Below are 25,025 nucleotides of genomic sequence, written 5' to 3'. Positions count from 1 at the left end.
TATGAATCAAAAAAAACTTAATTAAAAAAACTTCCAAAAGTTTTGCTGATTTGCCCCATCACGAAACGACGCATAATCGGCGAGCCCAACACATCAGGCGTTTGATTATCAAACATATTGTTAACCCCGACTTGGAACGTGAGACCTTCATCGCGCCATTCATAACCTACAGTAAGATCAACGACTGTACGATCATTTAAACGACCATTCCAACGACCTGCTTGGAAAGTATAACCCGGAATATGACGCCCGTGCAGGTTCAAGAAAGTGCCATCCACAATTTGATTTCTCATTGAAAGTGTGGCTTTGTACTTTGTTGTAGGAACATTAAGGGTAAGCGGAATACCTTGTGATTCAAATTGATTTTCTGATGCAGCAAGCGTGATAAAAGAAGCGCTGACTTCAAGGCTCACGTTTGCTGAGAAATAATAGGAAATCCCAATATCAACGCCGGCAATATCGGCTGAGCCATAATTGAAGTAAGTCGTCAGTGACCCCGGGACTCCTGATGCCAACGGGGTACCATTGGCTGCTTCAACAACACCAACTCTACGGCCTGTTCGTTGGTCATAGGCAAAAGTGGTTACGCCATTTGAAACGGCAAATGCGGGACTAATAAAATTTTCATAATGTGAATAATAAGCGACCGCGTCAAAGAAGAGTTTTTTGTCTATAAGCCCTTTGTATCCGATTTCAACTGAATTAACAACTTCCGGACGAAGTGCGCCATATTGTGCTGAAATTGTTCCGCCATTATTCAAAGCATCTTGAAGTGTCAAACCGGTTGCACCGGATACAACAGTATAGCCACCCACATTTCCGCGAGCACCGCCATTAAAGAGGTATAAGTGATTTTCGAGAATCACCGGAACTTTGAAGGCGCGATTATACCCGATTCGAATATTGTGGTCTGTTGAAGCGGTATAAAGAAAAGTCACTTTCGGGCTGAACTGAAGATCATAATAGGTGTGCTTATCCAAACGACCTGCAACATTGAAACGGAATTTATCGGAGAGTTTCTTATCAATCTGAAGGTAACCGCCTATTTCAGTGGCATCGATGTCTAAATTAACGACATTATCTGCTTGACCACGAAGGGGTTCTACAAAATTAGAGAGATAACTCGCTTCCGGCATATAGGAACGGTACTGAAATCCGCCGACAATATCAAAGCCTTCAAGATTGGTGCGAAGTTGAAACTCGGAATCAAGCATCGAAGAATTATCGATGGTTGCGGCGCCACTATCGACGACGGAATAGTTTATCAATGCCATTACTTGATCTCGTGAAAGCGTTGCTGTTGCGGGATTTGAACGAATGGCAATGACTTGGCGAGCAATCCACTCCGCTTTATCGTGAATTTGAAAAGAATTTCCGGCATCATTGGCTGTACGGGTAACTTGGGCAAACCAATTCAAATCATTTTCGCCCATTTTCAAAATGCCGTTCAATTGTAAATTTTGGTAGTTAATCACATATTGATTGGCTTCAAGAACACCAAAGTTTGAACCGATAAATCCGGTAGATTGAGAGTAGCCTCCGGCAAGTTTTGCATTAAACGCTTCACTCTTGTAAAACAAACCGCCATCAACTTTTCTTAGACCCGCACGGTTATTGGTCAATTCATTTTCGCGGAAAGCATAACCTAAGTCGAAAAATTGCTGAATGGTAGAGGGGCTTGTTCTAATGGCCGCTGGTGTTTCTGGGTTCGCAAGTGTTTGGTTTTGACCAATGAAACCGGGTGGAACAAACATAAATGTGTTTCCGGCTGCAAATTGCTCTGCATCCATTAACTGTGCAGTTACTTTGAACCCGAAATCTCCGATGTAATCTGCGAATCTAAAATTCACATCATAAAGCGATTGATTTCCCCCTTTTACCCGAACTTCAGCTCCTGCAAAATCAAAAGGGTTTTTGGTAATCATATTTACAACTCCGGCGTGTGCATTTGGGCCATAAAGCGCAGCCGCAGGGCCCACAACAACTTCAATATTGGCAATATCCGAAGAAGGATTCGGGGCAAGCATAAACTGCGGAAGACCGAGACCGGGCAAAGTTGCCAATCTGCCATCGATAAGAGTCAGCATTCTTGTATTGAATTGGGTATTTAGCCCGCGCGAAGTTATATCAACAGTATTGATACCGCGCTCGACAAAATCAATCCCTTTTAACTTCGCGACTGCGCCGAGTGGCGAAGTTGTGGCTGTTTGACGAAGTGCATCAGCATTCACAGCTTCAATTGTGACGGGCGCGTCTAAACGCTTTTCTTGTCTTCCTTTAGAAGCAGTGACCACAATTTCAGAGGCTACGGTTTCCATTTCCTTTAAGGAGACGGTTACAGTATTATCCCCGGGCTTAATTGTAATGGATTGAGAATAATTTTGGTAGCCAACATATCTCACACTTAGCGTGTAATTCCCTTCGGCAATCACATTAATTTCGAATTTTCCGTCTGTGGTGGTTTTGGTTCCAAGCTTTGAGGTAAGTTGAACCGTTGCGCCGGCGAGCGGATCACCGGTGGCTTTATCTTTTACGGTTCCGCGTAAACTTCCAACATTTTGGGCGTTGAGGAAGTTGGTGAAAGACACGCATAAAACGATCGAAAATAGCAGTATAGCTACGCGTCGTAATTGCTTCATCATTGTCGCTTATCTCCTTGTAATTGTTGAATTGGAGTTGCTTTCGCCTGTTTTGGCGGGCAACGAATATAAAAGTTCTAAAAGTTAAGGCACTAAAAAGTTGCGTAATATACTATAATGGATGACTTAACCTAATCATCCGTTTATTTTTTTTTAAGGGTTTGAAAAATGAAAGTGATTATGTATGTTTCCCAACTTTTACTTGTGATACATTGCTTTATCAACTTCAAAAAGTGAGTTGTTTCATTTAGATGGAGTAGGTTTAAATCCAGTTAAATGAAGTATCACCAATGGGTTGAATGAGACAAAACAACAATTACTTTTACCTTAACTAATGACCGGAGGAGATATGGCAAAGCGCCATTCGCTTTACATTCAATCGTTTTTTTCAATTATTTTGGCAATCGGACTTCTTGGTTGTCAAGACACCCCAACCTCACCATCTATTGATAATTTTGGAGATCCCGGTACTGGGGAACTTGGTACTTTCGATGCTTCGCGGTATGTCGCATTGGGAAATAGTATCACGGCGGGTTTTCTTTCAGGCTCATTGTATGAATCCGGGCAATTTTATAGTTATCCGGCTATTATCGCTCGTCAAGCACACGGAAATGGAGAAGTGGGCAGTGGCACTTCGAAGTTTCAAATGCCTTTAGTTGCCGAGCCCGGCTCACCCGGAAGAATCGAGCTTGCAGGCTACACTTCAACCGGTTCACCAATAACATCAACAAATCCGAATACTACTCTTACGCTGAAGAATTCAGCATTAAGCCGTCCTTATAACAATCTTGCAATACCCGGAATTGTAATGGCAGATGCTTGGGGCGCTTTTACGGCAAGCAATAGTTTCTCGAGATCCGCTCTAATTGACCCTGTATTAAGAAATCCTTTGCTGGGAAATACCTCGCCGGTTCAACAAGCAAGAGCCGTTTTACAACCGCAAACCGGAAATAAATTGGTTACTTTTTGGCTTGGGAATAATGATGTCTTGGGATATGCAACCAGCGGCGGTGTATCTCCAACCGCGCCAACGAATGTTGCAACATTTAATTTTGCTCTAGATTCTGCCCTTCGTGTGGCGAAAGTGGATGCCAATACTCGAATAATTCTTGGAAATATTCCAGATGTAACGGCTATTCCTTTTTTCACAACGATTTCTGCAAATTTTAGAACATTATTAACAATTAATAGAATCGATAGTGTGGTTTACCAACGCGGCCCCGGGCCGGGAGCAAATCCTGCAATGGGAACGCCGACTTGGCTTCGCACGCGTGATGTTGGCGTTCGCGGATTAGTCTTGCTCACAGGTGGTACTGCCATTCAGCAAGTTGGTTCAACCGCAAGAACTTTTGCGCGCGGTTATTGGGCCGGTATTTTGAGAGCTGCGATTTCGAATATCACAACGCTTCCTACCAACGTTCAAGACTCACTGATTTTGGCAAATCTTGGAATTAATACCGGAGCTCCATTTGGGCTTTCAGTGTCTAACCCGATTCCTAACCAATTTATTTTGGATGATGGTGAACTTACTATTGCCCGTACAGCCGTAACGAATTTTAATAATGCCATTCGTGCACAAGTCCCTTCAAGAGCCGATGGGCTTGTGGATGTAAATGCGCTCTTCAATGGCATTGTTGGTGCCGGCGGAATTTGGAGTGATGGTGAATTCTTGAAAACTGCTTTAGGTTCCGGTGGCTTATTTACAATGGATGGGGTACATCCTTCGCCGAAAGCACACGGGGTGGTGGCGAACGAATTTATCAAAGTCATTAATCGCCTTTTTACTGCAAATATTCCGCTCGTGAGAACCCGCTCTATTCCCGATGGCATTGTCAGAGCAGGGCAGGGGGCTTCAATTCCGACATTGACAATTGGAGAAGAATCACCGATTGAATCGTTCAAAAATTACAATCCCGAAACACTCAAGAGCACGCTCGAAGCGGTGGGTGGAGTTCAATAAAGAATTTCTTTTTTCGCATTAAAATTAAAGCCTGATTCTTGGAATCAGGCTTTTTTTTGTTTATTTTTTTATTTGAATTTACTCACTTCATTTAAACTCTTTTTTCCTCTAATGAAACGATTTCGACATCGATTTTTAATCCTTGGCATTTCTTTTCTTCTATTTTCATCCTCTCAATTGTTATCACAAGATGATACTCAGCAATACAATGTTAAGGTAAGCGGCATTCGAACTGACCCGTCTTTTCTTTTTGCTGAAATAAGTGATGAAAGTTTGGAAGCCGCAAGAAACGCTGCAAAGAAACTCGTTATAGAACAGATTGTGCAAAATGTTTTTTCACAATCCAATCTTGAATCGAAGCAAGTAAACGGTGAATACACCGAAAGTTACAGTATGACGGTGCGTTCCACTTCGCGATTAAATCTTCAAGGCCTAAGGTTTATAGATGGTGGTAAACAAAACGATGGAAAGTATAAGGCTTTTGCTTTCATAAAGCTTTCAGACGTAGAAGCGTCATTTAATGATGTTGCGGAACAATTACGTGGCGTGATACTTACCGCTGAGCAAGTTGAAAAAAATCTTGGGCTGAGTAAATCAATTGATCAATACCTTCGAGCTTATCTTCAATCCTTTTATTCCCCTAAACCAATCAAGTATAAAAGTGAACTTCAAAATGTTGAGTTTCCTGATGCACGAGCTTTTTTGGATTTAAAGTTAAAGCTTTATTTCTCACAAATTGATATTAAGGTTCTTGCCAATAATATTGAAGAAAGCGGGACGGAGAGAACCTCGGCTTTTACAATTCCTGTTGAACTTTATTATCGAAATCAACCGGTTGAAAAGCTTTTTGCGAAGCTTGAAAGCCAAGATTCCCCGCAAATAACGGTGATTGATGGCAAGGGAAAATTTACACTTTATGGTGACCCGGACGCGCCAAAGAAAGAATTTCGGTTGAAACTTATTCCGTATTTAGATAAAAAATCACTCCCACCCGATATGTTGGAGAATTTTGAATCGGAGCGTTTTATCGATCAGAGAAGACTTCAAATTGAATTTTCAAAAATAGTAAACATTGATTTTTCTGCAGAAATAAATGAGTTCAATGTGGTTTTTACCCCAATATTAAAACACGTGAGTCTTTTGCCTGATGGAATCAATTGGGATTTTGGAGACGGGAATACGTCAAAGACGTTTAAGGCATCAACGCGTTATGCAAAACCGGGTGTTTATAAAGTCACCCTAACGGTGAATAACATTAAAGACTTTAAGGTTACAAAAGAGATTGAAGTCAAAGCAAATGCCTCAGAGGGGGTTGACATTATTGCCGTTCCAAAAATTCAATTGCCACCAATATTGGCGTCGCTTAGCCCGGTTACTTCGGCGGATTCAGTTTTTTCAGTTCTCACTGAATTGAAAAATAAAGGTAAAATTACTTTTGGAAGGCAAACCGATTTCTCCAACACCGATCGATGTGTGGTTATTGTGGTTAATCCAAAAGAAAAAAAATTAAGCACCATTTTCACTGATTTGCAGACAGATAAAACCCGAAAAGATTTTTTTACCGGTGAATCACTTCAGGATGTTAAGGAAAAAACAAAAGGCATGCAGGCAATTTGGGTTCAAATTAATTAATTAATATTTTCAAATGAAAAAACATCAAATTTCTCACTTTTTTTTCATCGTTCTTTTTTTGATTTTCGGGTTAGAAGTAGTGGCACAAAATAAAACGAAAGTTTCTTTTTTAAATCAATCAAAAAATAAAGCGGCTCAGAGCACAATAGAAAAATCCGTAACGAAACTTCTTAACAATTTTAATTCAGGATTTTTAGAGGCAGAAACGGAGCCGGATTTCACCGATGTGGCGATATCCCTTGAAGGAAAATTTGCCATTAAACGGCTTTGGCAAACACAAGCTTTTCGGTGCACGGAATTAGAATTAAAAGTAAATTTATTGGAATTGCCAACGGGCAAAGGATATGAAATCCGAGATATTCCGCTTTCTTTAACTTTAGATGACGGCTCAATTCAAAAAGAACTCGGCGTTTTTGTATTTAATCTTAAGGGTGAAATTGAAGATTTGTATTTCGGGCTTGGCACTCAAGCGACTAAGGTAACAAATGGCGAAGATGTCACCGATTTACGGCTTAGGAAACTCATTTTGGACTTTGCCGAGAACTTTCGAACTTCATATAACCGCAAGGATATTTTATTTCTCCAAAAAGTATTTAGTGATAATGCGCTCATTATCACCGGAAAAGTAATTCAAGAAAAGCCTTCAAAAGATATGATGGGTTTGGCACCGGCTCGGGTTGAACTGATCCGGCAAACAAAAGCGCAGTATATGAAACGCCTGCGCGATGTTTTTAAGGCTTCAAGGTACATAAAAGTTGAATTTGATAGCCTTGAAGTCGTTCGGCATCCCGCTTTGCCGCATATTTATGGGGTCAATTTGGTTCAGAACTATGCTACGCCCAATTATTCCGATAGAGGCTATTTATTTTTGCTGATTGACTTTAGAGATGAAAACTCCCCGATTATTCATGTGCGCGCGTGGCAACCCTCAAAAGAAACCTCTGGTGATTCTGTATTAAAATTAAGCGATTTCCCTGTTGAAGATTAAACTAAAAGGAAAAAGGCGGCCAAAGGGTCGCCTTTTTTGTAGTTGTGAGTAATTTCTCATTTTCTCCATACTTTCTAAATTGATTTTCTTATAAACTCACGATTAAATTTTTGTTAAAATCTATTTTATCGGCTGTAGAGACATGTCTTTCCTTGAAATCTTCAAAAAAATATCTTAAAATAACCCGATGCTGTTTAGAACCCCCGGAACCCCAAAGTTCCCCGGCGTTCTACTCCGTTCTCTCAAATTCACTGTTTCTTTCGTTACGCTTCATAAATGCTGCGCCGTGCATTGGTGCATTCTAGACAAGGCTACCGTGTGTTTGATTGGCATCCATAGAATGAGAATGTTTCATTGTTTTTTCAATCTCTAAAACATCTTTACAACTATGCCTATAAACTATTATTTGCAGCCGAATCCGATTACGCCCGACCCGAACGACCAATCGGCTCGGGTTATCGCCAATGACTCTTTAACTTTTGAGGATATCATCACAAAGATGACGCGAAGGGGAACACTCGTCACGGAAACCGACGCACGCGCCGTCTTAAACCTCTTCTTTGAAGTGGTTGCGGATGAAGTCGCCGATGGGAATTTTGTCAACCTCCCACTCGTCAATATCCGTTCAGGGATTTCCGGGGTATTTGATAGCGTCACCGATTCGTTCGACCCCTCGCGCCACACGGTGCGTGCAACCGTTTCATCGGGTACTTTGCTTACAGAAAAGTTTCAAAATGCAAGGGTTGAGAAAACCTTGCAGCCAATTCCAAGCCCTACATTGCTTGAATTCTTGAATGTGAATACCAATACCGTGAATAGCATTGTTACGCCGGGAGGAATCGGGCAGATTGTGGGGGAAGAATTAAAATTCAATCCCCAAAATCCGGATGAAGGGGTCTTTTTTGTGCGAAATGACGGAACCGAAACCAAAGTCGCCGTGTATGCCACCCGAACCCAAGGTAAATTGATGTTTAATATACCGCCTACGCTTACGGCGGGAACCTATACGCTTGACGTTCGGCGCTCCTATACCAAAGACAATACGGTGCGAAAAGGAAGCCTTTCCGACTTCCTTACCGTGCCCTAAGTGCATGAGAAACTCTCTAAAAAATTACGAAAAGTAATATTTTAGTCAAAAAAGTGAACAATGCATTGGTTTTGACGGCGAAAACCAGCTTGGTTTTAACGGCGGAAATCAAGCTGGTTTTAACGGTGAGAAGGCTGCATTCTTACGGTAACAATGCAGCATAATCGCGGTGAAAAGGCTGCATAATCACGGTAATAATGTGGCATAATCACGGTAACAAAGCGGCATAATGATTTAATGAAGCAGGCAAAAAAATGAACTGTTCTTGCTTACCGTGAATAGCGAATCGTAACCGTAGAGACGCCTAATTAAAACCGAACAGCAAAGAAGTGCATCATTACGGTGGTTAAAAGTTGTACTTTTATGTATTTTCGCTACACTCCGGCCAAGAAAACGAAGGCGACGGCAAACTGTGGAACTTTAGAGCACGGCTGTACAATACAGACTTCAACCGTTTCTATGCCTTAGACCCCGCCGACCAACAGTTCTCGCCCTACGCCTTCTGCGGAAATTCGCCGCTGATGGTTGTGGATAAGAATGGGCGGGTTGCAGAATTAATAGTTTGGGGGACACCTACAATTATCACTGCACTCAAATCTGTATTTAGTGTTTCAATGGCTGTTAATGCTCTTTGGTTAGCAAAAATAGCGTTTTACCCCACGATTCAGCCGTTGCCACTCAATACAACGATACCAAATGCAAACGGTACAACAAATAGTGAATTATTTGGAAGGAAAATAAATATAATTGATGGGGATGATATTGCACCGGAGGTTAAATACAAAGGCGAATTAGAAATCACCGATGCTCCAACTCCAACAAGCTTTAAAGAAGCCTTTGCAGGTAAGAAAGCACTTGGAGATGCATTAAATGCATTACAAGGCACTTCAACGCTTCAAGGGTTTTCTAGCCCACAAGACCCTGAATACCTTCAATATGTAAAAAATATTGATATATTCGAAGAGGTTGCTGCTACGGCTATCTCAGCTGGTTTAGATCCACTATTGCTTGCTGGTTCGAGTGCTTCGCTTATTGGGGGGGCGCGTTTGTTCCCAAGTGTAACAAGAAGTGTAGAGAAGGCAATTGTTATCGGTGAAGGTATGTATAGAGTTAAACCTGCTGCAAGATCTATTGGGGCAAAATGGTATCAAGCTTGGACAAAAAATTTTCCAAGGGACCGATTAATGACGGAAGCAGAACTTATTGCAGCAAAATCAAGAAATGCAAGATGGCTCAAGTCAAAAATTAGTCAAGGATATAAGATTTATGATATTGGTCCGAAGGGGACAAATATAACAAGCCCATTTTATCAACTTGAGAAGGATATAATTGAAGAGTTAGGCTATCCAACTATAAAACTTTTAGGATATTAACCAATGAATAAAAATCACTTTGAAATAGTCAGCAAACATTTTGGTTTTTTGTTGTCTAAATATAATTTTAAGATAAAAGAAATTATAGCTTACGACTATGCTCTATATGCAAAATTTTCATCTAGTACTGTAGGTGTTTATATTATTTATGAATTTCGTGAAAAATTTCCCCAAATACAATTTTCCAATCAAAATATTGATGAGTTCGAAATTCGACCCGGTATATACACTATTAAAGAATTTTTTAAAAAAGAGGATTATCAGCTCCAAACTTTTTATTTGGATGAGATAATTAAGTATAAAATAGGTAAGGATTATAAAGACTTCTTTAAAGATGTTAAAACAGTTGAAGATTCAATAAAGATAAGTGCTGCTTTGACAGAAGAATTTGCAAGTGATTTTATTGTCGGAGAAAAGAGTGTGATTAAAAAAATGAATTTATGGTTCAAAGAACAGCTAAATTAGGAAGAAATTAGCAATTAAGTATAATGTTATTAAAAATACACCCTATAAATTTAATAATTTAATACAAAAAAAGATATGAAAAGTTTTCTTATACTATTATGTAATTAAAAGTTTAAAATTTCATTTTTTGGAAACACGATCTGTTTCAATTCAAATTCCGTGGTACCGATACTAGTTCTCCGGCCAAGAAAACGAAGGCGATGGAAAACTTTGGAACTTTAGAGCGAGGCTATACAACACCGACTTCAACCGTTTCTATGCCTTAGACCCCGCCGACCAACAGTTCTCGCCCTACGCCTTCTGCGGAAATTCGCCATTGATGTATGTGGATAAGAAAGGGCGCTGGTTTATAATTGATGATTTAATTATGGTTGGAGTTTCATTTACAGCAGGATATTTGCATCACGGCATTTCTAAAGGTGATTGGGGATGGGAAGCTGTAAAATCAGGTGGTTATTTAGCAGCGCAGGGTTGGTTGGCGTTAAATACAGGTGGTGCTTCAGCAGGTTTTTGGGGCTCAGTAGGGTGGTCAGCTTCAGCAATTGCAAGTTCATATTTACCAAGTGCAAATATGCAAATCGGTAATGTATCTCTTAGTTTATCCCCTTCATTTTCATTAAATACTAATGGTATTTCTCTTGGATTAAATTTAAGTGGAGAGGCACGTTTTGGGAATTCAGTGTTTGGAGGAAGTATTGGAGTTGGAGGCGGTTCTGGCTTAATCACTAACGGTCCTTATATTACCGCTGGGGTATTTGGAGGTTACACCGATGGAAATAATAAATTCCTATTATCACGAACACAATTTAGAGGAACTGAAAGTGATTTTAACCAAACAGTGGATGGTGTGCAATTAGGAAACAATCAATTTAGCTTAAGTCTTTATAACGACCTATTAAATTCTGATAAAGGAAGAACATCAACTTTGGAAATTAGTGCTTACAACTTTAAGGTTGGTTCTGAAATTTATACAAATAATGCTGGTTCATCTAAAGATGATAATAATTTAGAACCAAATTATGAAGATCCTTATTGGGGGGGAAATGAAAAAAATACATATAAAAATGGCAAAGTTTACTTTAGTAGTCTATATTGTGGAATTGCCGGTCAAAATGGGAGTGTCCATAGATTTGGAATTAATGAACCTTGGATACAGGGTTTTTTTTCAAAATGGTGTTCACAAATATATTTCTGGTTCACCTTATTTTAAAAGAGGGAATTATAGCTCATTGTATTATCATTATGGTAGTAGGAATAGATTTTATTATTAATTTTCATAATAGGAATAAGATTTTATGAAAAATTATAAACATATAATTTTTGCTCTATCTGTTTTTTTTATTAATTCATGTATTTCATCAGATTTTACTTTGTGGAAGTTCAATAAGAAAAGAATTGATGAATTTGATTCTACAAAAGTAAAATTTAAAACAAATGGTTATTATTATATGCCAATTAAAGAAAACGGCATTATATACAATGATTACACATTGATTTTTTTTAGAAATGGTTATTTTTGTAACCCGTTTGGAGAAAAAAATTTGAAAAATTATAAATTAAAAAAAATTGAAGATATAAGAATAAATGATTTGTGGATGTGGGGAAGATATGAAGTTGAAAGATAAAAAATATTTGTACAATATTTTGGACATAATTCTATGCCAAGTGGAGGATTCAAAATACTTTTATGGAAAGTTGTGGAATTAGAAGGTTTTGTATTAAATGATACAACAATTGTATTTTATACAAAAAGAATTCAAGAAGGAAAAAAATTTGTAGAGAAAGAAATATATTATAAACTTCAGTTTGTACAATACGATTCATTACCACCTTCAGATAATTGGATAATGGACGAATTAAATAATGGGAGTATAGAATAATTATTTCCAACATAATAAGATAAAATGAAGGCGATTCCAAGCTCTCGAATTTTAGAGCAATACTTTACAACACCGACTTCAACCGCTTCTATGCTTTAGACCCTGCCGATCAGCAGTTCTCGCCCTACGCTTTCTGCGGAGATTTTTTAACTTTATTTTGAAAGTGATTCTAAAAGATAGGCTATGAAAATTGACTTTAAAGAAAATCCTATAGGTTGAGTATATTAAAGAAAAAAATATCCTTCAGTTGATTATGTCAATTCAAGAAATCACAAATGCAGTGAAATTCTGCTCTGTAGCTGAAAAACTATTACTTATCGAGTTCATTACTCACGAATTGCAGCGTGAGGTTGCGAAGCCTTCGCAATCTGAAGAAGTTAATATCACCTTGAATCTTATTCAAAAAGACCCAACTTTTGCCTTTCTTAAAAGTGAGTCGGAAGATGGATATTCATTGAAAGACCTCAAGGAGCAGCGATGAAATATAAGCGCGGGGAAATTGTCCTTGCTGAGTTTCCTTTTACAGACGGTACTGGCGCAAAACAAAGACCAGTCTTGATTTTATCGCCCGCCTCTACGACTTATAACGACTATCTGGTGATGTTTATTTCTTCCCAATTAAGCAACGCAGAATTAGACGACGTGATTTTGTTGCCTGATGATATCGAATTTCAAAAAACAGGATTAAATAAACCCTCGGTGTTTAAGTTGCTTAAACTAACCACACTTTCCGAAACCCTGATTCTTGGTGTGCTTGGAGAAGTATCCTCAACATTTTTTTTGGGTTTAGTTCGCAGGCTGATAAATAAATTGACTTAAAGCGTAAAGCACTGCCTACCTATTTGAGGGTGGCTTCGACCCAACATCGTGGTACCGCGATTACTTCTCCGGCCAAGAAAACGAAGGCGATGGCAAACTCTGGAACTTTAGAGCACGGCTGTACAATACAGACTTCAACCGCTTCTATGCCATAGACCCCGCCGATCAGCAGTTCTCGCCCTATGCCTTCTGCAGGAATTCGCCTCTGATGGTTGTGGATAGGAATGGGGAGTTTTTTGATCCATTTACTTGGGCAGCGATTGCAGCAGTTTCATTAGGTGCAACAAACAATGTAATTTCAAATTGGGATGCAATAACTCAGGATGGAAGTTTTAACATAGGTAAGTTTGCTGGTTTTGCTGCAATTGGAGGTGCTTCAGCTGCATCAAATCTTTTATGGCCCGGATATGGTGGGGCTGCGATTGGCGGCTTCATTCAAGGTTTTGGAAATACATTGTTAAGGGGTGGAAATCTGGGGCAAGGTTTAGGAAGTGGCCTAATTAGTTCGAGTATTTCTGTTGCCAGTTTTTGACTTAGCACCATTATTCAGCCCTATGTAGGTACAGCATTAAATCATACCACAATCAATGGATTTTCATTATCATCCTCACCGGCATTAAATGGAGCGGTATCAAACGCGATAACAGGAGGCTTCGTATCTGGAATAGTTAATGGCACCTTGAGTTGGTATAATGGAGGAAGTTTTGATGGTAATTTTGGAACAGGGTTTATAAGTGGGTTAAAATCTGGAGCAATTAACGGATTTGTTCAAGGTGGAATTATTTCAAGCGCGCAAGCAATAGACCAAGGTAGAAATCCAATTACTGGCAATGCTTTAGATGGTATAGGTTTCAGATATATTGGCGAAGGCGAAATGCAAGCAATTGATAGAGATGGTGTTATTCCGGGTGTTGATGCCAAAGGTAAGCCAAAATCTGTTCATTATAGTAATGAATTTTATGACGATGCTCAATCTGCACAATCAAAGTTAGCTTTGCCTTCCAAACCAAGTTTTAGGGTTACATTTAAGAATGATCAAATTCAAGTAATACATGAAGGGATGGTAAAACCTAATTATGGTCAATATGACGGTGGGTATGAATTTCATGTTTTCCCGGGAAATTGGCCATTGGTAAGTCCTATAAGGATTGATCAACTAAAAGTGAATATCTCAATACCTAAAAATTAATACGATGCTCATATTTCCAGAGGCCTTAATAGTAAAAATCATTTGTAACAATAGAGAAATACAAACAAATGACTTAACCGTAATTCTGTGTATATACGCACCATTTAAAAATAATTATAATTTATTAAAAATATCGGATTTAAATGGCGAAATTTGTTTTACTAGACAAGATGCATTAAATGAAATTGATGAAAGTATGAATATGTTTCTTATGGACTATTCATCACAACTGCATGAATGTATGGAATACGTGGATCTTGAGATTTGTACTACAACGGATGTTGAAAATGCACTTAAAGCTATGAAACTGTATGTGGGAATTATCCCTTCAATTACACAAGAAAAAATTGAACAAGTCAAGAATAGTCGAAATCATCTGTTTTACCCAAAAAAGGTAAGAGTTTATTTGAACGAAGATGTTCAAAAAAAGGAAGTATTTATTGAGATAAATGAGAAAAAGTAGATAGGCAAAGACAAAGGTTGTATTTTTTCCTATAATCTCGAATTATTGAGGAATTGATTGAAGGAGAATCGATAATTCTTTGTCAGAGATTGAGTCCTTCTCAGATTTATCGTAAATTGAAATTAAATAAACGGTATTTTCTGAAATAACAAAATTTGTAATTAATCTTGCACCACCAGATTTACCTTTCCCCTTAGAGGCTATTGAAATTCGAACTTTATAACAGTTTTTCCCAAGTGATTTGCCTTGGGTGGGATTTGTTTTAAGGGTTGAAACAAGTTGGTAGATTTCTGATATTAAGGATGGATATTTTTTTATCAGCCTCTTTGCTTGCTTCTCAAATATATCCGTCGTTTTTACGCTATAATTCATTGAGGAAATCATCTGCATTTCGAGCAATTTTTTTTCCTGCTCGGATTAATTTCAGCTCTTCAACCGATTCTTTTATTTCGCTAATTAACAATTCCTTTTCATCAAGGATCTTTTTTGCCTTAACATAAGGCAATCCTCTAAGCACTTCTAAAAGCGGTTTAGCTTTACTATCTTTAATATCTAAGAGAACTTTCATAAAAAGAAAAAAATTATTAGTTATCCTTTAATTACTTTTGTAACAAGTATTTTAAAGAAGACCATTTCTTAAACTTGAAGAATTATACATCTACTTAAATATAGAAAAACTTTCAGAATTAATATGAAAAACTAATAACTGAAATTTTTTAAATAACATTCAGTGGTTGGAGTTATCACCAACCGTTGTAGGCCACGGCCTAACGCCGTGGTACCGATACTACTTCTCCGGCCAAGAAAACGAACAGGGTGGCAAACTTTGGAACTTTAGAGCGAGACTTTACAACACAGATTTCAACCGTTTCTATGCCTTAGAACCCAAGGGTCAGCAATTTTCTCCCTACGCCTTCTGCGGAAATTCGCATTTTTGGTTTAAAGTCTATGCGGGTCAATGACCTGCAATCCATCTATATTTTTAAAGTCGTTGATATTGCGAGAGATAAGAACCAAGCCCGTAACAAGAGCCGTTGCGGCAATGATGGCATCGGGTAATTTGGTTTTGATTTTTTTACGAATTTCAATACTTGCTTCTACCACAATGTTGGTTAAGTCCAATACATTAGCATCATTGATAAAATTAGTAAGCAGTTGGTAATGCTGTTCGGGGGCATTAAAGCCAAGTACCTCAATTTTGGTAACTACCGAAACATTAGGGACTGCATCAATAACGGTATTCATAAAATCCATACCAGAAGCCGGGAGTTTATTACCGAGATAATCAATCACAACATTGGTGTCAATTAGATACTTCGGTGGTTCCATTCGTTACGGCTTTGGGTTACATAATTTTGAAGTTCGTCCACCACATCAGCAGGCAGTTTGCCAGCATACTTTTCAGAAAGCTTTTGCTGAGGCTGAATACTTTTTTTAAGAACTTTGATAATATGTAAATCTTCTAAGTCCTCTAAAAGCCTATAAGCCTTGGTATTGTTGATTTGTATTAATACTGTTTCCATCTTTGAATTATTTATAAATTGACTTCATTATATCTTTAGCAAGGAATGTATCCAACACCGCTAAAAAAAGTGCTCTCTGGCGACTACTTTTAGATTTTCAATATCCTATAAACGCTTGACCGTCTTGTTGTCAAACTTGCTGTTAATGACTTCCAATACAAGTATGTTGGACAGGAAAAGTTTAACAATATAATTAAATTACTATTTTCAAATAAAAAAAGTAAAATAGCACAAATCTGTTGTAATTCGATTGGTTTAGTAATCCAAAATCTCTGAGACCGCGATTACTTCTCCGGCCAAGAAAACGAAGGCGACGGCAAACTCTGGAACTTTAGAGCACGATTATACAATACCGACTTCAACCGTTTCTATGCCTTAGACCCCGAGGGTCAGCAATTTTCGCCCTACTCTTTCTGCGGAAATATTTCAAAAAACGCATTTTATACAATTTTATACGTTATATAAATTCCTTCATGATTTCCTGTATTTGTTTATCAGTAAGTGTATCCACATCGCCTTTACTATATATGGAAAACAGGAAAACTGTTTCATCAATAATTTTCACAAATGTAATGATTCTTGCACCACCAGACTTCCCCTTATTTTTGGAAGCTATAGAAATTCGAATTTTATAAACAACATTACCAAGAGGAATTCCTTTTGTAGGGTGTTTTTCCAGTTCGGAAAATAGATCAGCAAGTTCTTATTTTAGTGATGGGTATTTTTTTGTAAGCTTTTTTGCTTCCTTCTTAAAGTTAGAAGTTATTTCAACTTTATAACTCATTCAAAAATTCTTTTGCGGGAGTCGTTTTTAATTTGCCTTTTTTAATTAATTTTATTTCTTCAAAACCGCGCTTTAAATTGCTGATAATTTCTTCTTTTGTTGGCTCATCATCCGTTTCAATTTTTTTAACATAATGCAGGTTTTTAGCCAGTTCTACAAAATGGCTGTATTCCTTATCTGTGGTATATACTTTTACTTGTCTCATTTTACTGGAATGTTTGAATTGTATTAATAGAGTAAAAAGTCAATTTTCTCTTATTAAATAATTGAATTACCTTTAAGTCTAGTGAGGCGTGAAAATAAGTAATAGTTTGTACTTTTTAATATAAACATGTTGGCTAAAGTTAGTGGTAATGCATTAAATTTACAACATTAATAACGGCAAGCTATGGAACTTTAGAGCACGGCTTTACAACACCGATTTCAACCGTTTTTATGCATTAGACCCCAAGGGTCAGCAGTTCTCGCCCTACGCGTTCTGCGGAAATTCGCCGCTGATGTTTGTGGATAGGAATGGAATGATTTTTTGTTGAAGCAGCTATTATATTTCTACCGTATTAGAATTAGGACGTCAGGCTCGCTGCAATCGAGCAACCTTTTGCAAACAAAGAAGATGATTCTGACGAAGTAATAGATTCAGTGAAGAGTGATAAGTGAAGAATGAAATGCGAAGGTGATTGAGCCTGCAATGCGCTGAGACTATCGAAGTATCGAAATCACTGTAGCGTTGGTGAGTTAAAAAATTGTGAATGTTTGAGGCGTCCACAGGGTCGCCTTTTTTGTTCAATTTTTTTAACAAAAGGTTGGATTGGTTATCTTATCGTAGCTAAAAAAACTTATTTACTCTATCAATCAACTCAATTATACATGCGCCTTTCGCCAACTTCTCTCTGTCGCGTTTTTATCTTTCTTCTTCTTGTTTTGATTGCAAATAAAGCCCTGTTTGCGCAAGACTCGCGTCCTATCGAAGCGAAGCCCACCAAAACAGGACCGCTGATTTCATCAAGTTATCCAAAGGCAGGTGCCGTTGTATTTGCGTCAGAGGTTGGGGAACTGGATATTTTCTCCGACCCCGAACCCGTTGATACACGTAAACGCAAGGAAGGGCGAGGCAAAGAAACCAAGTATGTTTACACGCTTTTTTTTGAAGCAGAGAAGCCGACCCGAATCACACTCACCCCGCTCAACAGTCTTTTTGAAAACTTAGAACTCACGCTCACCTTTCAGGAAAAAATCGGGCAGTATTACGATGTCAAGCTTAGGAGCGAAAACATGCCGCCGCCGATTGCCGTTCAGCCGTTAGCCCCTGCAAAAGAAGACCCCAAAGATGAACGCAAGTCGATTGTATTCATTGAAGCGGCTGAAGTTGCAGGCTCTGAGGTCAAGAATGGCTACGGTGTTCTGATTTTGAAAAATACATTGGATGTCAATCTCCAAATCAGCACCAATGTGGATGATGGCTTTTATGGAAATCCGGTAATCTCCGACGATCGAAAAATCTTTACTTATTTGGTGATGCCCTCGGTTACGCAAATCATCACCGTACAAGCCAAAGATTTCTTTGCCGGCAAACAAGATATTTTCATCAATCCGAATAAATCCAAAACCTATTGGGTTGGTACCCGCGAAAGCATTGAAGCCGCACAAAAGCGTGAAAGCGGAAAAAATGCAGAAGCAATAGCCGAAGCGCAAAGAGTGAAAGAAGCGCGCGAAGACTCACTCCTCCGTGCACAAACTATGGCACCTTCAACGCCACCGAAAGCACCTCAACCGCCTGCACCAACCAAGGTTGAAGAAAGCAAAGGCGGATTTCCGTGGCTTTGGGTTTTAGGCGGTGTCGGGCTTGTGGGGGCGGGCGCGGTTGTGCTGCTTGGCGGCGGCGGCGGCGGTGGAGATACCGGCACGCCTACCGCTTTGCCCGATTTGCCTTCGCCACCGATAAGACCAACAAACCAACCATAAACCAAAACCCAAGATCACCGCAATGAAAAAGTTTTTATTGACTTACTTGATTGTTACCCCGTTACTATTAGTTCATGCCTTCGCGCAAATTGCAATTACATCCTTTACCCCAAGCTCCGGCAATGTTGGTACCTCAGTAACTATCACAGGCAGTGGGTTTAATACCACAGTATCGAATAATGTTGTGCGGTTTGGCGCAACTCGGGCAACGGCGAGCACTGCAACAGCGACGCAATTGGTGGTTTCTGTCCCTGCCGGCGCAACGAATGATTTTATCACCGTGACCAATCCCCAAACAAATGGAACGGGAGTTTCGAAGTTGAAATTCACACCAACTTTTTCCCCTACTGAATCCATTTCTGAACAATCGTTTTCGTGGGCAAATCAGAGTGACTTTCCAAATGAATCCGCGTTTCAACTTGCGGCTGATTTTGATGATGATGGAAAAACGGATTATCTGGCGTTGTTTAATAATGGAACATTTGGAATTTATAAAAACCGATACACCAACGGAGCAGAATATTTTGATACGCCAATCACGTTACCAGCCAATGTCACTTTACCGGTTCATGCCGCAGTTGGCGATCTTGATAACGATGGTAAACCGGAAGTAGTACTAGTGAATCAATCTTCAAATGCAATTTCTATTTACCGAAACATATCGGTAAGCGGCACTATCAGTTTTGGAACCCCCTTTAATATCATCGGTTTCAGTAGCCCGTCGCAAGTGGCAATTGCGGATATAGACCAAGATGGCAAACTTGATCTAATCGTCGCCAATGCCAGTGGCAGTAGTGGCATTAGTTTGGTACGAAATGTAAGAGAATCAGAGTCATTAGGAGAGATTTCTTTTAAGCAGGCGTTTAATGTTTCTACAGGCCTCTCCAATAATGAGTATTTTGCCGTTGGTGATCTTAATAACGATGGGAAGGGGGATATTAGCGTCGGGAATCGAACACAGAATTCGCTTGTACTATTGCGCAACACCGCCTCGTCGGGCGATTTCACATCATCGACTTTTGCGTCTCCATTTACTCTAAACGTTGGCAATCCTACAATGGATTTAACACTTTCTGATTTAAATAATGATGGTCGTTTAGATTTTGTGTTTCTCAATGAGAGCGGTACATCCTCGCTTTCTCTCATTCAAAATAATGTGCTTTCAGGAAACTTTACCGTTGCTTCGTTTGGCGCACCGATTGTTTACCCGGCGGCCTCCGGTAGTTTTAGAGATGTAATCCCAGCAGATATTAATGGCGATGGAAAAAATGATCTAATTGCTGTGAATGGCGGGGAAGGTAAAATTCTCGTTTTTCAAAATAACAGTTCGGGAAATTTATCATCCAATTCCTTTCTTGCGGCAAGGGTTGTGAGTTCTGACCCCGCAGATATTCAAAGTGCGGCCATTTTGGACTTGGATAATGATGGAAGATTAGATTTGTTTTATTCAACGAAATCGATTGTTTATGGATTTGCCAAAAATTTGTTGGGCACTGTTGCAGAAATTTCAGCGGCCCCAAGCACCTTAAATTCATTTTCAACTTCTTTTGGTATTGCCTCTAATGTTCAAACCTATTCATTGAATGTCAAAAACCTGCGTGAAGCGCTAAACATTGTTGCGCCCACAGGGTTTGAATTTCAATATGGCGCGGTCCAAACATTTTCAAATCAAGTCAGTACAAATTTTTCTTTTGGAACAAATCCGGCATTTCCGATTGGGCTTCGCTTAACTGGCGGTCAAACGGGAACTATCAGTGACACGATGCGTCACTCCTCATCAAGCATTTCGCTCAAAATTCCGGTTTCAGGAAATGTAACAGGTGGTCCTAAAATTACGGTAAGCTCAAATTCATTACCTCCTCTGGCAACAACACAAGGGATTCCATCCAATTCAAATATTTATACCGTTCAAGGTGAAAACCTAACCGATAGTTTGATTCTTACGGCTTCCCAAGGGTTAGAAATTCGACGGGGGGGAACGACAAACCCATATTCAACTCGGTTGGCTATCGGAGTCCAAGCCGCATCAATTCAAATTGAAACAAGACTTACCGGCGTAACCTTGGGTTCATTTAATGGGACAATCACCCATACCAGCACCGGCGCTCAATCAGTAACGGTTTCTGTTCTTGGTACTGTGAATCCATCGCTACGACCAAGCATTAGCTCCTTCACCCCAACCAGCGCCAATAGTTCAGAAGGAACGCCGATTACTATCATAGGCAGCGGGTTTAATACCACGGCAGCGAATAATCAAGTGCGGTTTGGCACTGCCATAGCCACCGTAACCGCCGCGACCGCAACGCAACTGACCGTCACTACGCCTACCAATGCTCAAAACGATTTTATTTCTGTAACCAATACGGCTACGGGCTTAACTGCGCTGAGCACACGAAAATTTACACCAACGATTTCCGGCTCAACCGCTTTTGCGCCAAGCTCATTGGCTTCGACCGCCTCGCTTGATCTTATCGATCAGCCGTTTTCTCCCAAAGCTGTGGATTTCGATAATGACGGCATCTTGGATATTATCGCTGCTTATCCCTCGCGCGATTCCTTGGTTATATTTCGAAATACAAATAACCCGCAATTGCTCAGCCAATCCTTCTTTTCATCCCCCCTATACCTTTCGACAGGCGGCGATTTTCCAAACCATCTCGCCACCGGTGATTTTGATGGCGATGGGCGAGTGGATATTGTTTGCAATAATTTATTCGGCGGCTCGATTTCTATTTTCCGAAATACTTCTACATCTGGCAGCATTTCATTCCAAGCCCCGATTGTGATTTCAGGTTTTTCAGAGCCCGGGCAAGTGGCGATAGCCGATATTGATAACGATGGCCGGTTAGACCTTGTGGTGAGCAATCGCAACGGCACCAATGGCATCAGTCTGCTTAGAAATCTCTATTCCGGTGGAAGTTTAACGAGTGCGGCGTTTCAAACGGCGGTGAATTATTCAAGCGGGTTTTCAGGAAATGAATTTTTGGCTGTTGGGGATTTGAATGGTGATTCGAAAGTGGATATCGCTGTGGGTTTCAGAAACAGCGCGACTATTCTCATTTATCAAAACAATGCGGGAACGGGAAATTTCACTGCCACCACATTAGGAACCCAAGTTGCGCTGAACTCCGTCAATCCTGCCTATAATCTCAAACTCTCCGACTTGGATGGTGATGGTCGGCTTGATTTTGTTTTTACCAATCGCTTTTCTCCGGTTGTCGTGATGTTTATTCAAAATAATATTACGAGCGGTTCAGCCATCAGCTCGCAAGGTTTTATCGGGTTTGTTTCTTACTCCGCTGTCTCGGGGAATTATAACGATGTTGATGCATCGGATATTGATGGCGATGGGCGAAACGACTTAATTGTGTGTAATACCGGCTTTACTTCCCAATTATTGGTTTATAGAAATGTGAGTTCGCCCGGGGCGCTTGGGGTATCGTCGTTTGCAAGCGCGGTAAGTGCAAGGGTATTTTTGTCGAATGTGAATGAAGTTTTAACGGCAGATTTGGATCGCGACGGTAGGCTTGACCTGATTACTGCTCAAGATCCGAATCTATTAACCTTTTCAAGGAATTTAACGGGAACAACGCCGCAACTTTCGCTCGCTTCCGGTTCTCTCACAACTTTTGCAACTACCCCGGGGGTTCCTTCCGCAACGCAATCGTTTTCACTAAATGTGACGAATGTCCGCGAATCGATTTCTGTATCCTTTCCAAATGGATTTGAAGGGCGCTTTGGGACAAGCGGGTCATTTCAATCGCAAATGACATCGAGCGTTGTTGGTGGAACTTTGCAAAACTTGACCATTCAAGTTCGTTTAGCAGGAACAACATCGGGTAACGTTTCCGATTCCGTTCGCGTGACCTCGAGTGGCGCGACCCCATTCGCACTTGCGGTGAGCGGCACGGTGACAGCGACCTCATTTGTCACCGTAAGTAGTTCAACCCTAAACGCTTTTTCTTCAACTACAGGCACGCCTTCAACAGCGCAAGAATACACGGTTTCCGGGTCAAACCTAACGGGGAATGTCGTCATTACACCACCAAGCGGGTTTGAGATTCGGCAAGGGACGAGTGGCAGTTTTCAAACAAGTGCGCTGAGTCTTGCGCCTTCAAGCGGTACGCTTGCAATTACCACCATTCAAGTTCGGCTTACCGGCGCAATTGCAGGTTCATTCAGCGGGAACATCACCCATACGAGCACAGGCGCAACCACGCAAAATGTGGCGGTGAGCGGAAGTGTCACTACTGAAAATCCTTTGATTGGGCTTAGCACTGTTGGACCATTTAATTTTAGTACAACCGCCGGTACGCCTTCGAGCACGTCGCAATATTTTGTAAATGGCAGAAATCTTTCAGATAGCTTGATTGTGACACCTCCGGCAGGCTTTGAAGTCAGGCGAGGGGGAACACAAAATGTATTTGTTTCTCGGTTAGCATTTGCAAGACAAGGAGATTCACTTCCAACAACACCAATTGAGGTGAGGCTCACCGGAACGTCGCAAGGAAATTTTAGCGGAAACATCACACACGCTTCAACTGGTGCACTTACTCAAACGGTTGCGGTATCGGGGAATGTTGCTTCAACCCTTTCATCCATAACAGTCTCCTCTTCGATGACTGCGTTTTCAACATCAATTGGTATCCCATCTCAGGTTCAGGGGTATCAGGTTTCGTGGTCGGGGTTAACCGCTCAAGTCGTAATTACAGCACCAACGGGCTATGCAATTCGTGTTGGGAATCAAGGTCAATTCGGTTCAATCATTAACCTATCTCAATTAGGCGGAACGGTGGGGCCAACGGCCATTCAAGTGCGGCTTACAGGTCAAACCGCAGGCACGCCGTCCGGTCAAATTACACATACCAGTACAGGCGCGGCCGCACAAACGGTCAATGTTTCAGGCACGGTTTCGGCTGCCGTTTCATCACCGATTTCAATAGCGGCACAAGCCTTACCGAGTGTCCCGAATTTAAGCGGACAAGAAACGGTCTCGAATACGAGTTATCGACTTACAGGGCTGCCGGGTCGTGGAATTTCTCCATCTGATTTTGGTATTACTCAAGTCGATGCCAAAGATTGGCGCATTTTTACTGACAATGGCACTACATACGATTTACTTCAACCGGCCTCGCGAACCAATATTGGTGAAGGCGTTTGGGTTATAGCACGCAGGGGATTAACCGCACCGGCTTTTAACGGGAATCTTTCGCTCTCGAATAACCGTGCACTTATCCCTGTGCGTGCAAATAGTTGGAATATTATCACCAATCCGTTTAACACGGCGGTGTCGTGGAGTGCGGTTCAAACGGCGACCTCGGTTTTCGGCGACCTCAGCGGCTCGGCACTTCGCGGCTATAATGGTGCATATACCATTGAAAATACAATGACGCCGTATGTTGGATATTATGTGAATATCCCTGCCGGCATTACACAATTGGTGATTCCTAACCCCGCCACAACAACCACACTTTCCACCACGGAAGAATCTCAACGATTTGCGGAGAACGCTACTGATGGCTGGCGTTTGAAAATCCACTTAACCACGCCAGAAAATAAAGATGTGGATAATGAGCTTGGCGTATCATCTGTAGCCACAAAAGGGCGCGATGCATTTGATTATCCCGAGCCACCGCTTGCGCATGATTTGGCGTACCTCTATTTCCCGCATAGCAATTGGGATGAGGCGTTTCCGCGATATAGCGTGGATATCCGTCCGCCCTTTGTCGGTAAAGAAGAATGGCAGTTTGAAGTGCGGTCGTTGAAACGTGGATGGCATACGATTCAGGTGATGGGGATTGAGTCTGTTCCAAAGGGTTTGGAAGTGCTTCTGGTGGATGAATCGCAAAAGCGGGTGAGTTCGCTAAGTAGAAGCTGTGTGTATGGCTTTGCCGGAACGAAAGATGTGATGAGTTTTAAGGTATTGGTAGGTGATAAAACGTTGCTTGAAAGTGAAGTAAGGACATTGTTACCAACGGAGTTTGCGCTTGAACAAAACTTCCCGAACCCCTTCAATCCGAATACGGTGATTGCGTATCAATTGCCGCAAAGCGGGCAAGTGACGCTTAAGGTGTATGATGTGTTGGGTCGCGAAGTGACTACACTCGTGAATGAACCAAAAGAGGCAGGGAAGTATCAAGTGAATTTCAATGCGGCGAAGCTCGCGAGCGGGGTGTATTTCTATCAGTTGAAATCAGGCAATTTTGTGCAAACAAAGAAGATGATGTTGGTGAAGTAGGAGTTGTCAATTAAGATTGAAGA

The 25,025-nt window shown here is 40.6% G+C and carries 22 protein-coding genes and 2 pseudogenes; 18 read left to right on the top strand and 6 right to left on the bottom strand.

The genetic code is table 11. From position 1 onward, the window contains the following. Positions 1-17 precede the first annotated feature (17 nt). Positions 18-2,642, bottom strand: a complete 2,625-nt coding sequence (locus SFU91_05865; protein ID MDX2128544.1) for a TonB-dependent receptor — start codon at positions 2,640-2,642, stop codon at positions 18-20. Positions 2,643-2,988: 346 nt separating this feature from the next. Here SFU91_05865 and SFU91_05860 point away from each other — a divergent pair, with 346 nt between their 5' ends. The 15 genes and pseudogenes from SFU91_05860 to SFU91_05790 all read left to right on the top strand — a co-directional run bounded on the left by SFU91_05860 (position 2,989) and on the right by SFU91_05790 (position 14,495). Then, a complete protein-coding gene (locus SFU91_05860; protein MDX2128543.1) occupies positions 2,989-4,599 on the top strand; it encodes an SGNH/GDSL hydrolase family protein in 1,611 nt (536 codons plus the stop codon). Between the two features lie 111 nt (positions 4,600-4,710). Then, on the top strand, positions 4,711-6,231 hold the full coding sequence (locus tag SFU91_05855) for a PKD domain-containing protein (GenBank protein ID MDX2128542.1): 1,521 nt from the start codon (positions 4,711-4,713) through the stop codon (positions 6,229-6,231). Positions 6,232-6,244: 13 nt separating this feature from the next. Beyond that, complete coding sequence (locus SFU91_05850; GenBank protein MDX2128541.1) at positions 6,245-7,219, top strand: hypothetical protein; 975 nt, start codon at positions 6,245-6,247, stop codon at positions 7,217-7,219. 388 nt (positions 7,220-7,607) lie between these two features. Next, on the top strand, positions 7,608-8,306 hold the full coding sequence (locus SFU91_05845) for a DNA-binding domain-containing protein (GenBank protein ID MDX2128540.1): 699 nt from the start codon (positions 7,608-7,610) through the stop codon (positions 8,304-8,306). A 353-nt stretch (positions 8,307-8,659) separates the two neighbouring features. Next, the gene (locus SFU91_05840) at positions 8,660-9,679 is read left to right on the top strand and encodes an RHS repeat-associated core domain-containing protein (protein MDX2128539.1); all 1,020 of its coding nucleotides are present in this window, start codon (positions 8,660-8,662) and stop codon (positions 9,677-9,679) included. Between the two features lie 3 nt (positions 9,680-9,682). Continuing rightward, positions 9,683-10,144 carry a hypothetical protein gene (locus SFU91_05835; GenBank protein ID MDX2128538.1) on the top strand — a complete coding sequence of 154 codons (462 nt, stop codon included), beginning with the start codon at positions 9,683-9,685 and terminating at the stop codon, positions 10,142-10,144. Positions 10,145-10,331: 187 nt separating this feature from the next. Further along, positions 10,332-10,472, top strand: a pseudogene (locus tag SFU91_05830) (hypothetical protein). Beyond that, positions 10,464-11,354, top strand: a complete 891-nt coding sequence (locus SFU91_05825) for a polymorphic toxin type 23 domain-containing protein (protein ID MDX2128537.1) — start codon at positions 10,464-10,466, stop codon at positions 11,352-11,354. Before SFU91_05830 ends, SFU91_05825 begins: the two are co-directional and overlap by 9 nt. An 85-nt stretch (positions 11,355-11,439) precedes the next feature. After that, positions 11,440-11,769, top strand: a complete 330-nt coding sequence (locus SFU91_05820; GenBank protein ID MDX2128536.1) for a hypothetical protein — start codon at positions 11,440-11,442, stop codon at positions 11,767-11,769. Positions 11,770-11,802: 33 nt separating this feature from the next. Further along, positions 11,803-12,024 carry a hypothetical protein gene (locus SFU91_05815; GenBank protein ID MDX2128535.1) on the top strand — a complete coding sequence of 74 codons (222 nt, stop codon included), beginning with the start codon at positions 11,803-11,805 and terminating at the stop codon, positions 12,022-12,024. A gap of 253 nt (positions 12,025-12,277) precedes the next feature. Then, the gene (locus SFU91_05810; GenBank protein ID MDX2128534.1) at positions 12,278-12,505 is read left to right on the top strand and encodes a hypothetical protein; all 228 of its coding nucleotides are present in this window, start codon (positions 12,278-12,280) and stop codon (positions 12,503-12,505) included. Then, positions 12,502-12,843 (top strand): type II toxin-antitoxin system PemK/MazF family toxin, encoded by a 342-nt coding sequence (locus tag SFU91_05805; protein MDX2128533.1) that lies wholly within the window; start codon positions 12,502-12,504, stop codon positions 12,841-12,843. Before SFU91_05810 ends, SFU91_05805 begins: the two co-directional genes overlap by 4 nt. Positions 12,844-12,919: 76 nt before the next feature. Continuing rightward, positions 12,920-13,375, top strand: a pseudogene (locus SFU91_05800) (RHS repeat-associated core domain-containing protein). A 147-nt stretch (positions 13,376-13,522) separates the two neighbouring features. After that, complete coding sequence (locus SFU91_05795) at positions 13,523-14,032, top strand: hypothetical protein (protein MDX2128532.1); 510 nt, start codon at positions 13,523-13,525, stop codon at positions 14,030-14,032. A 4-nt stretch (positions 14,033-14,036) separates the two neighbouring features. Next, a complete protein-coding gene (locus tag SFU91_05790; GenBank protein ID MDX2128531.1) occupies positions 14,037-14,495 on the top strand; it encodes a hypothetical protein in 459 nt (152 codons plus the stop codon). Positions 14,496-14,537: 42 nt separating this feature from the next. On the opposite strand, the gene SFU91_05785 is transcribed toward SFU91_05790, so the two are convergent. Further along, positions 14,538-14,867 (bottom strand): type II toxin-antitoxin system RelE/ParE family toxin, encoded by a 330-nt coding sequence (locus tag SFU91_05785; protein ID MDX2128530.1) that lies wholly within the window; start codon positions 14,865-14,867, stop codon positions 14,538-14,540. Further along, positions 14,857-15,063 carry a hypothetical protein gene (locus SFU91_05780; protein MDX2128529.1) on the bottom strand — a complete coding sequence of 69 codons (207 nt, stop codon included), beginning with the start codon at positions 15,061-15,063 and terminating at the stop codon, positions 14,857-14,859. The genes SFU91_05785 and SFU91_05780 overlap by 11 nt, the downstream gene beginning before the upstream one ends. A 166-nt stretch (positions 15,064-15,229) precedes the next feature. On the opposite strand from SFU91_05780, the gene SFU91_05775 reads away from it, so the two are divergent. Further along, a complete protein-coding gene (locus SFU91_05775; protein ID MDX2128528.1) occupies positions 15,230-15,457 on the top strand; it encodes a hypothetical protein in 228 nt (75 codons plus the stop codon). Here SFU91_05775 and SFU91_05770 read toward each other — a convergent pair. From SFU91_05770 to SFU91_05760, 3 genes are all read right to left on the bottom strand, one after another. After that, positions 15,435-15,824: a type II toxin-antitoxin system VapC family toxin gene (locus SFU91_05770; GenBank protein MDX2128527.1), complete on the bottom strand. Its 390-nt coding sequence runs from the start codon at positions 15,822-15,824 to the stop codon at positions 15,435-15,437. The genes SFU91_05775 and SFU91_05770 overlap by 23 nt on opposite strands. Next, on the bottom strand, positions 15,803-16,018 hold the full coding sequence (locus SFU91_05765; protein MDX2128526.1) for a hypothetical protein: 216 nt from the start codon (positions 16,016-16,018) through the stop codon (positions 15,803-15,805). The genes SFU91_05770 and SFU91_05765 overlap by 22 nt, the downstream gene beginning before the upstream one ends. Positions 16,019-16,791: 773 nt before the next feature. Next, entirely contained in the window at positions 16,792-17,007 is a 216-nt protein-coding gene (locus SFU91_05760) for a hypothetical protein (protein MDX2128525.1), read from the bottom strand. A 662-nt stretch (positions 17,008-17,669) separates the two neighbouring features. On the opposite strand from SFU91_05760, the gene SFU91_05755 reads away from it, so the two are divergent. Together SFU91_05755 and SFU91_05750 are read left to right on the top strand one after the other, a co-directional pair. After that, positions 17,670-18,764: a hypothetical protein gene (locus tag SFU91_05755; protein ID MDX2128524.1), complete on the top strand. Its 1,095-nt coding sequence runs from the start codon at positions 17,670-17,672 to the stop codon at positions 18,762-18,764. A 22-nt stretch (positions 18,765-18,786) separates the two neighbouring features. Continuing rightward, positions 18,787-25,002 (top strand): FG-GAP-like repeat-containing protein, encoded by a 6,216-nt coding sequence (locus SFU91_05750; GenBank protein MDX2128523.1) that lies wholly within the window; start codon positions 18,787-18,789, stop codon positions 25,000-25,002. The last annotated feature ends 23 nt before the right edge of the window (positions 25,003-25,025 follow it).

The organism is Chloroherpetonaceae bacterium, assembly GCA_033763895.1.
In the GTDB taxonomy this organism is placed as follows: domain Bacteria; phylum Bacteroidota; class Chlorobiia; order Chlorobiales; family Thermochlorobacteraceae; genus JANRJQ01.
Note: the sequence above shows the minus strand (reverse complement) of the source record. Positions and strands in the feature narration are given on the sequence as shown.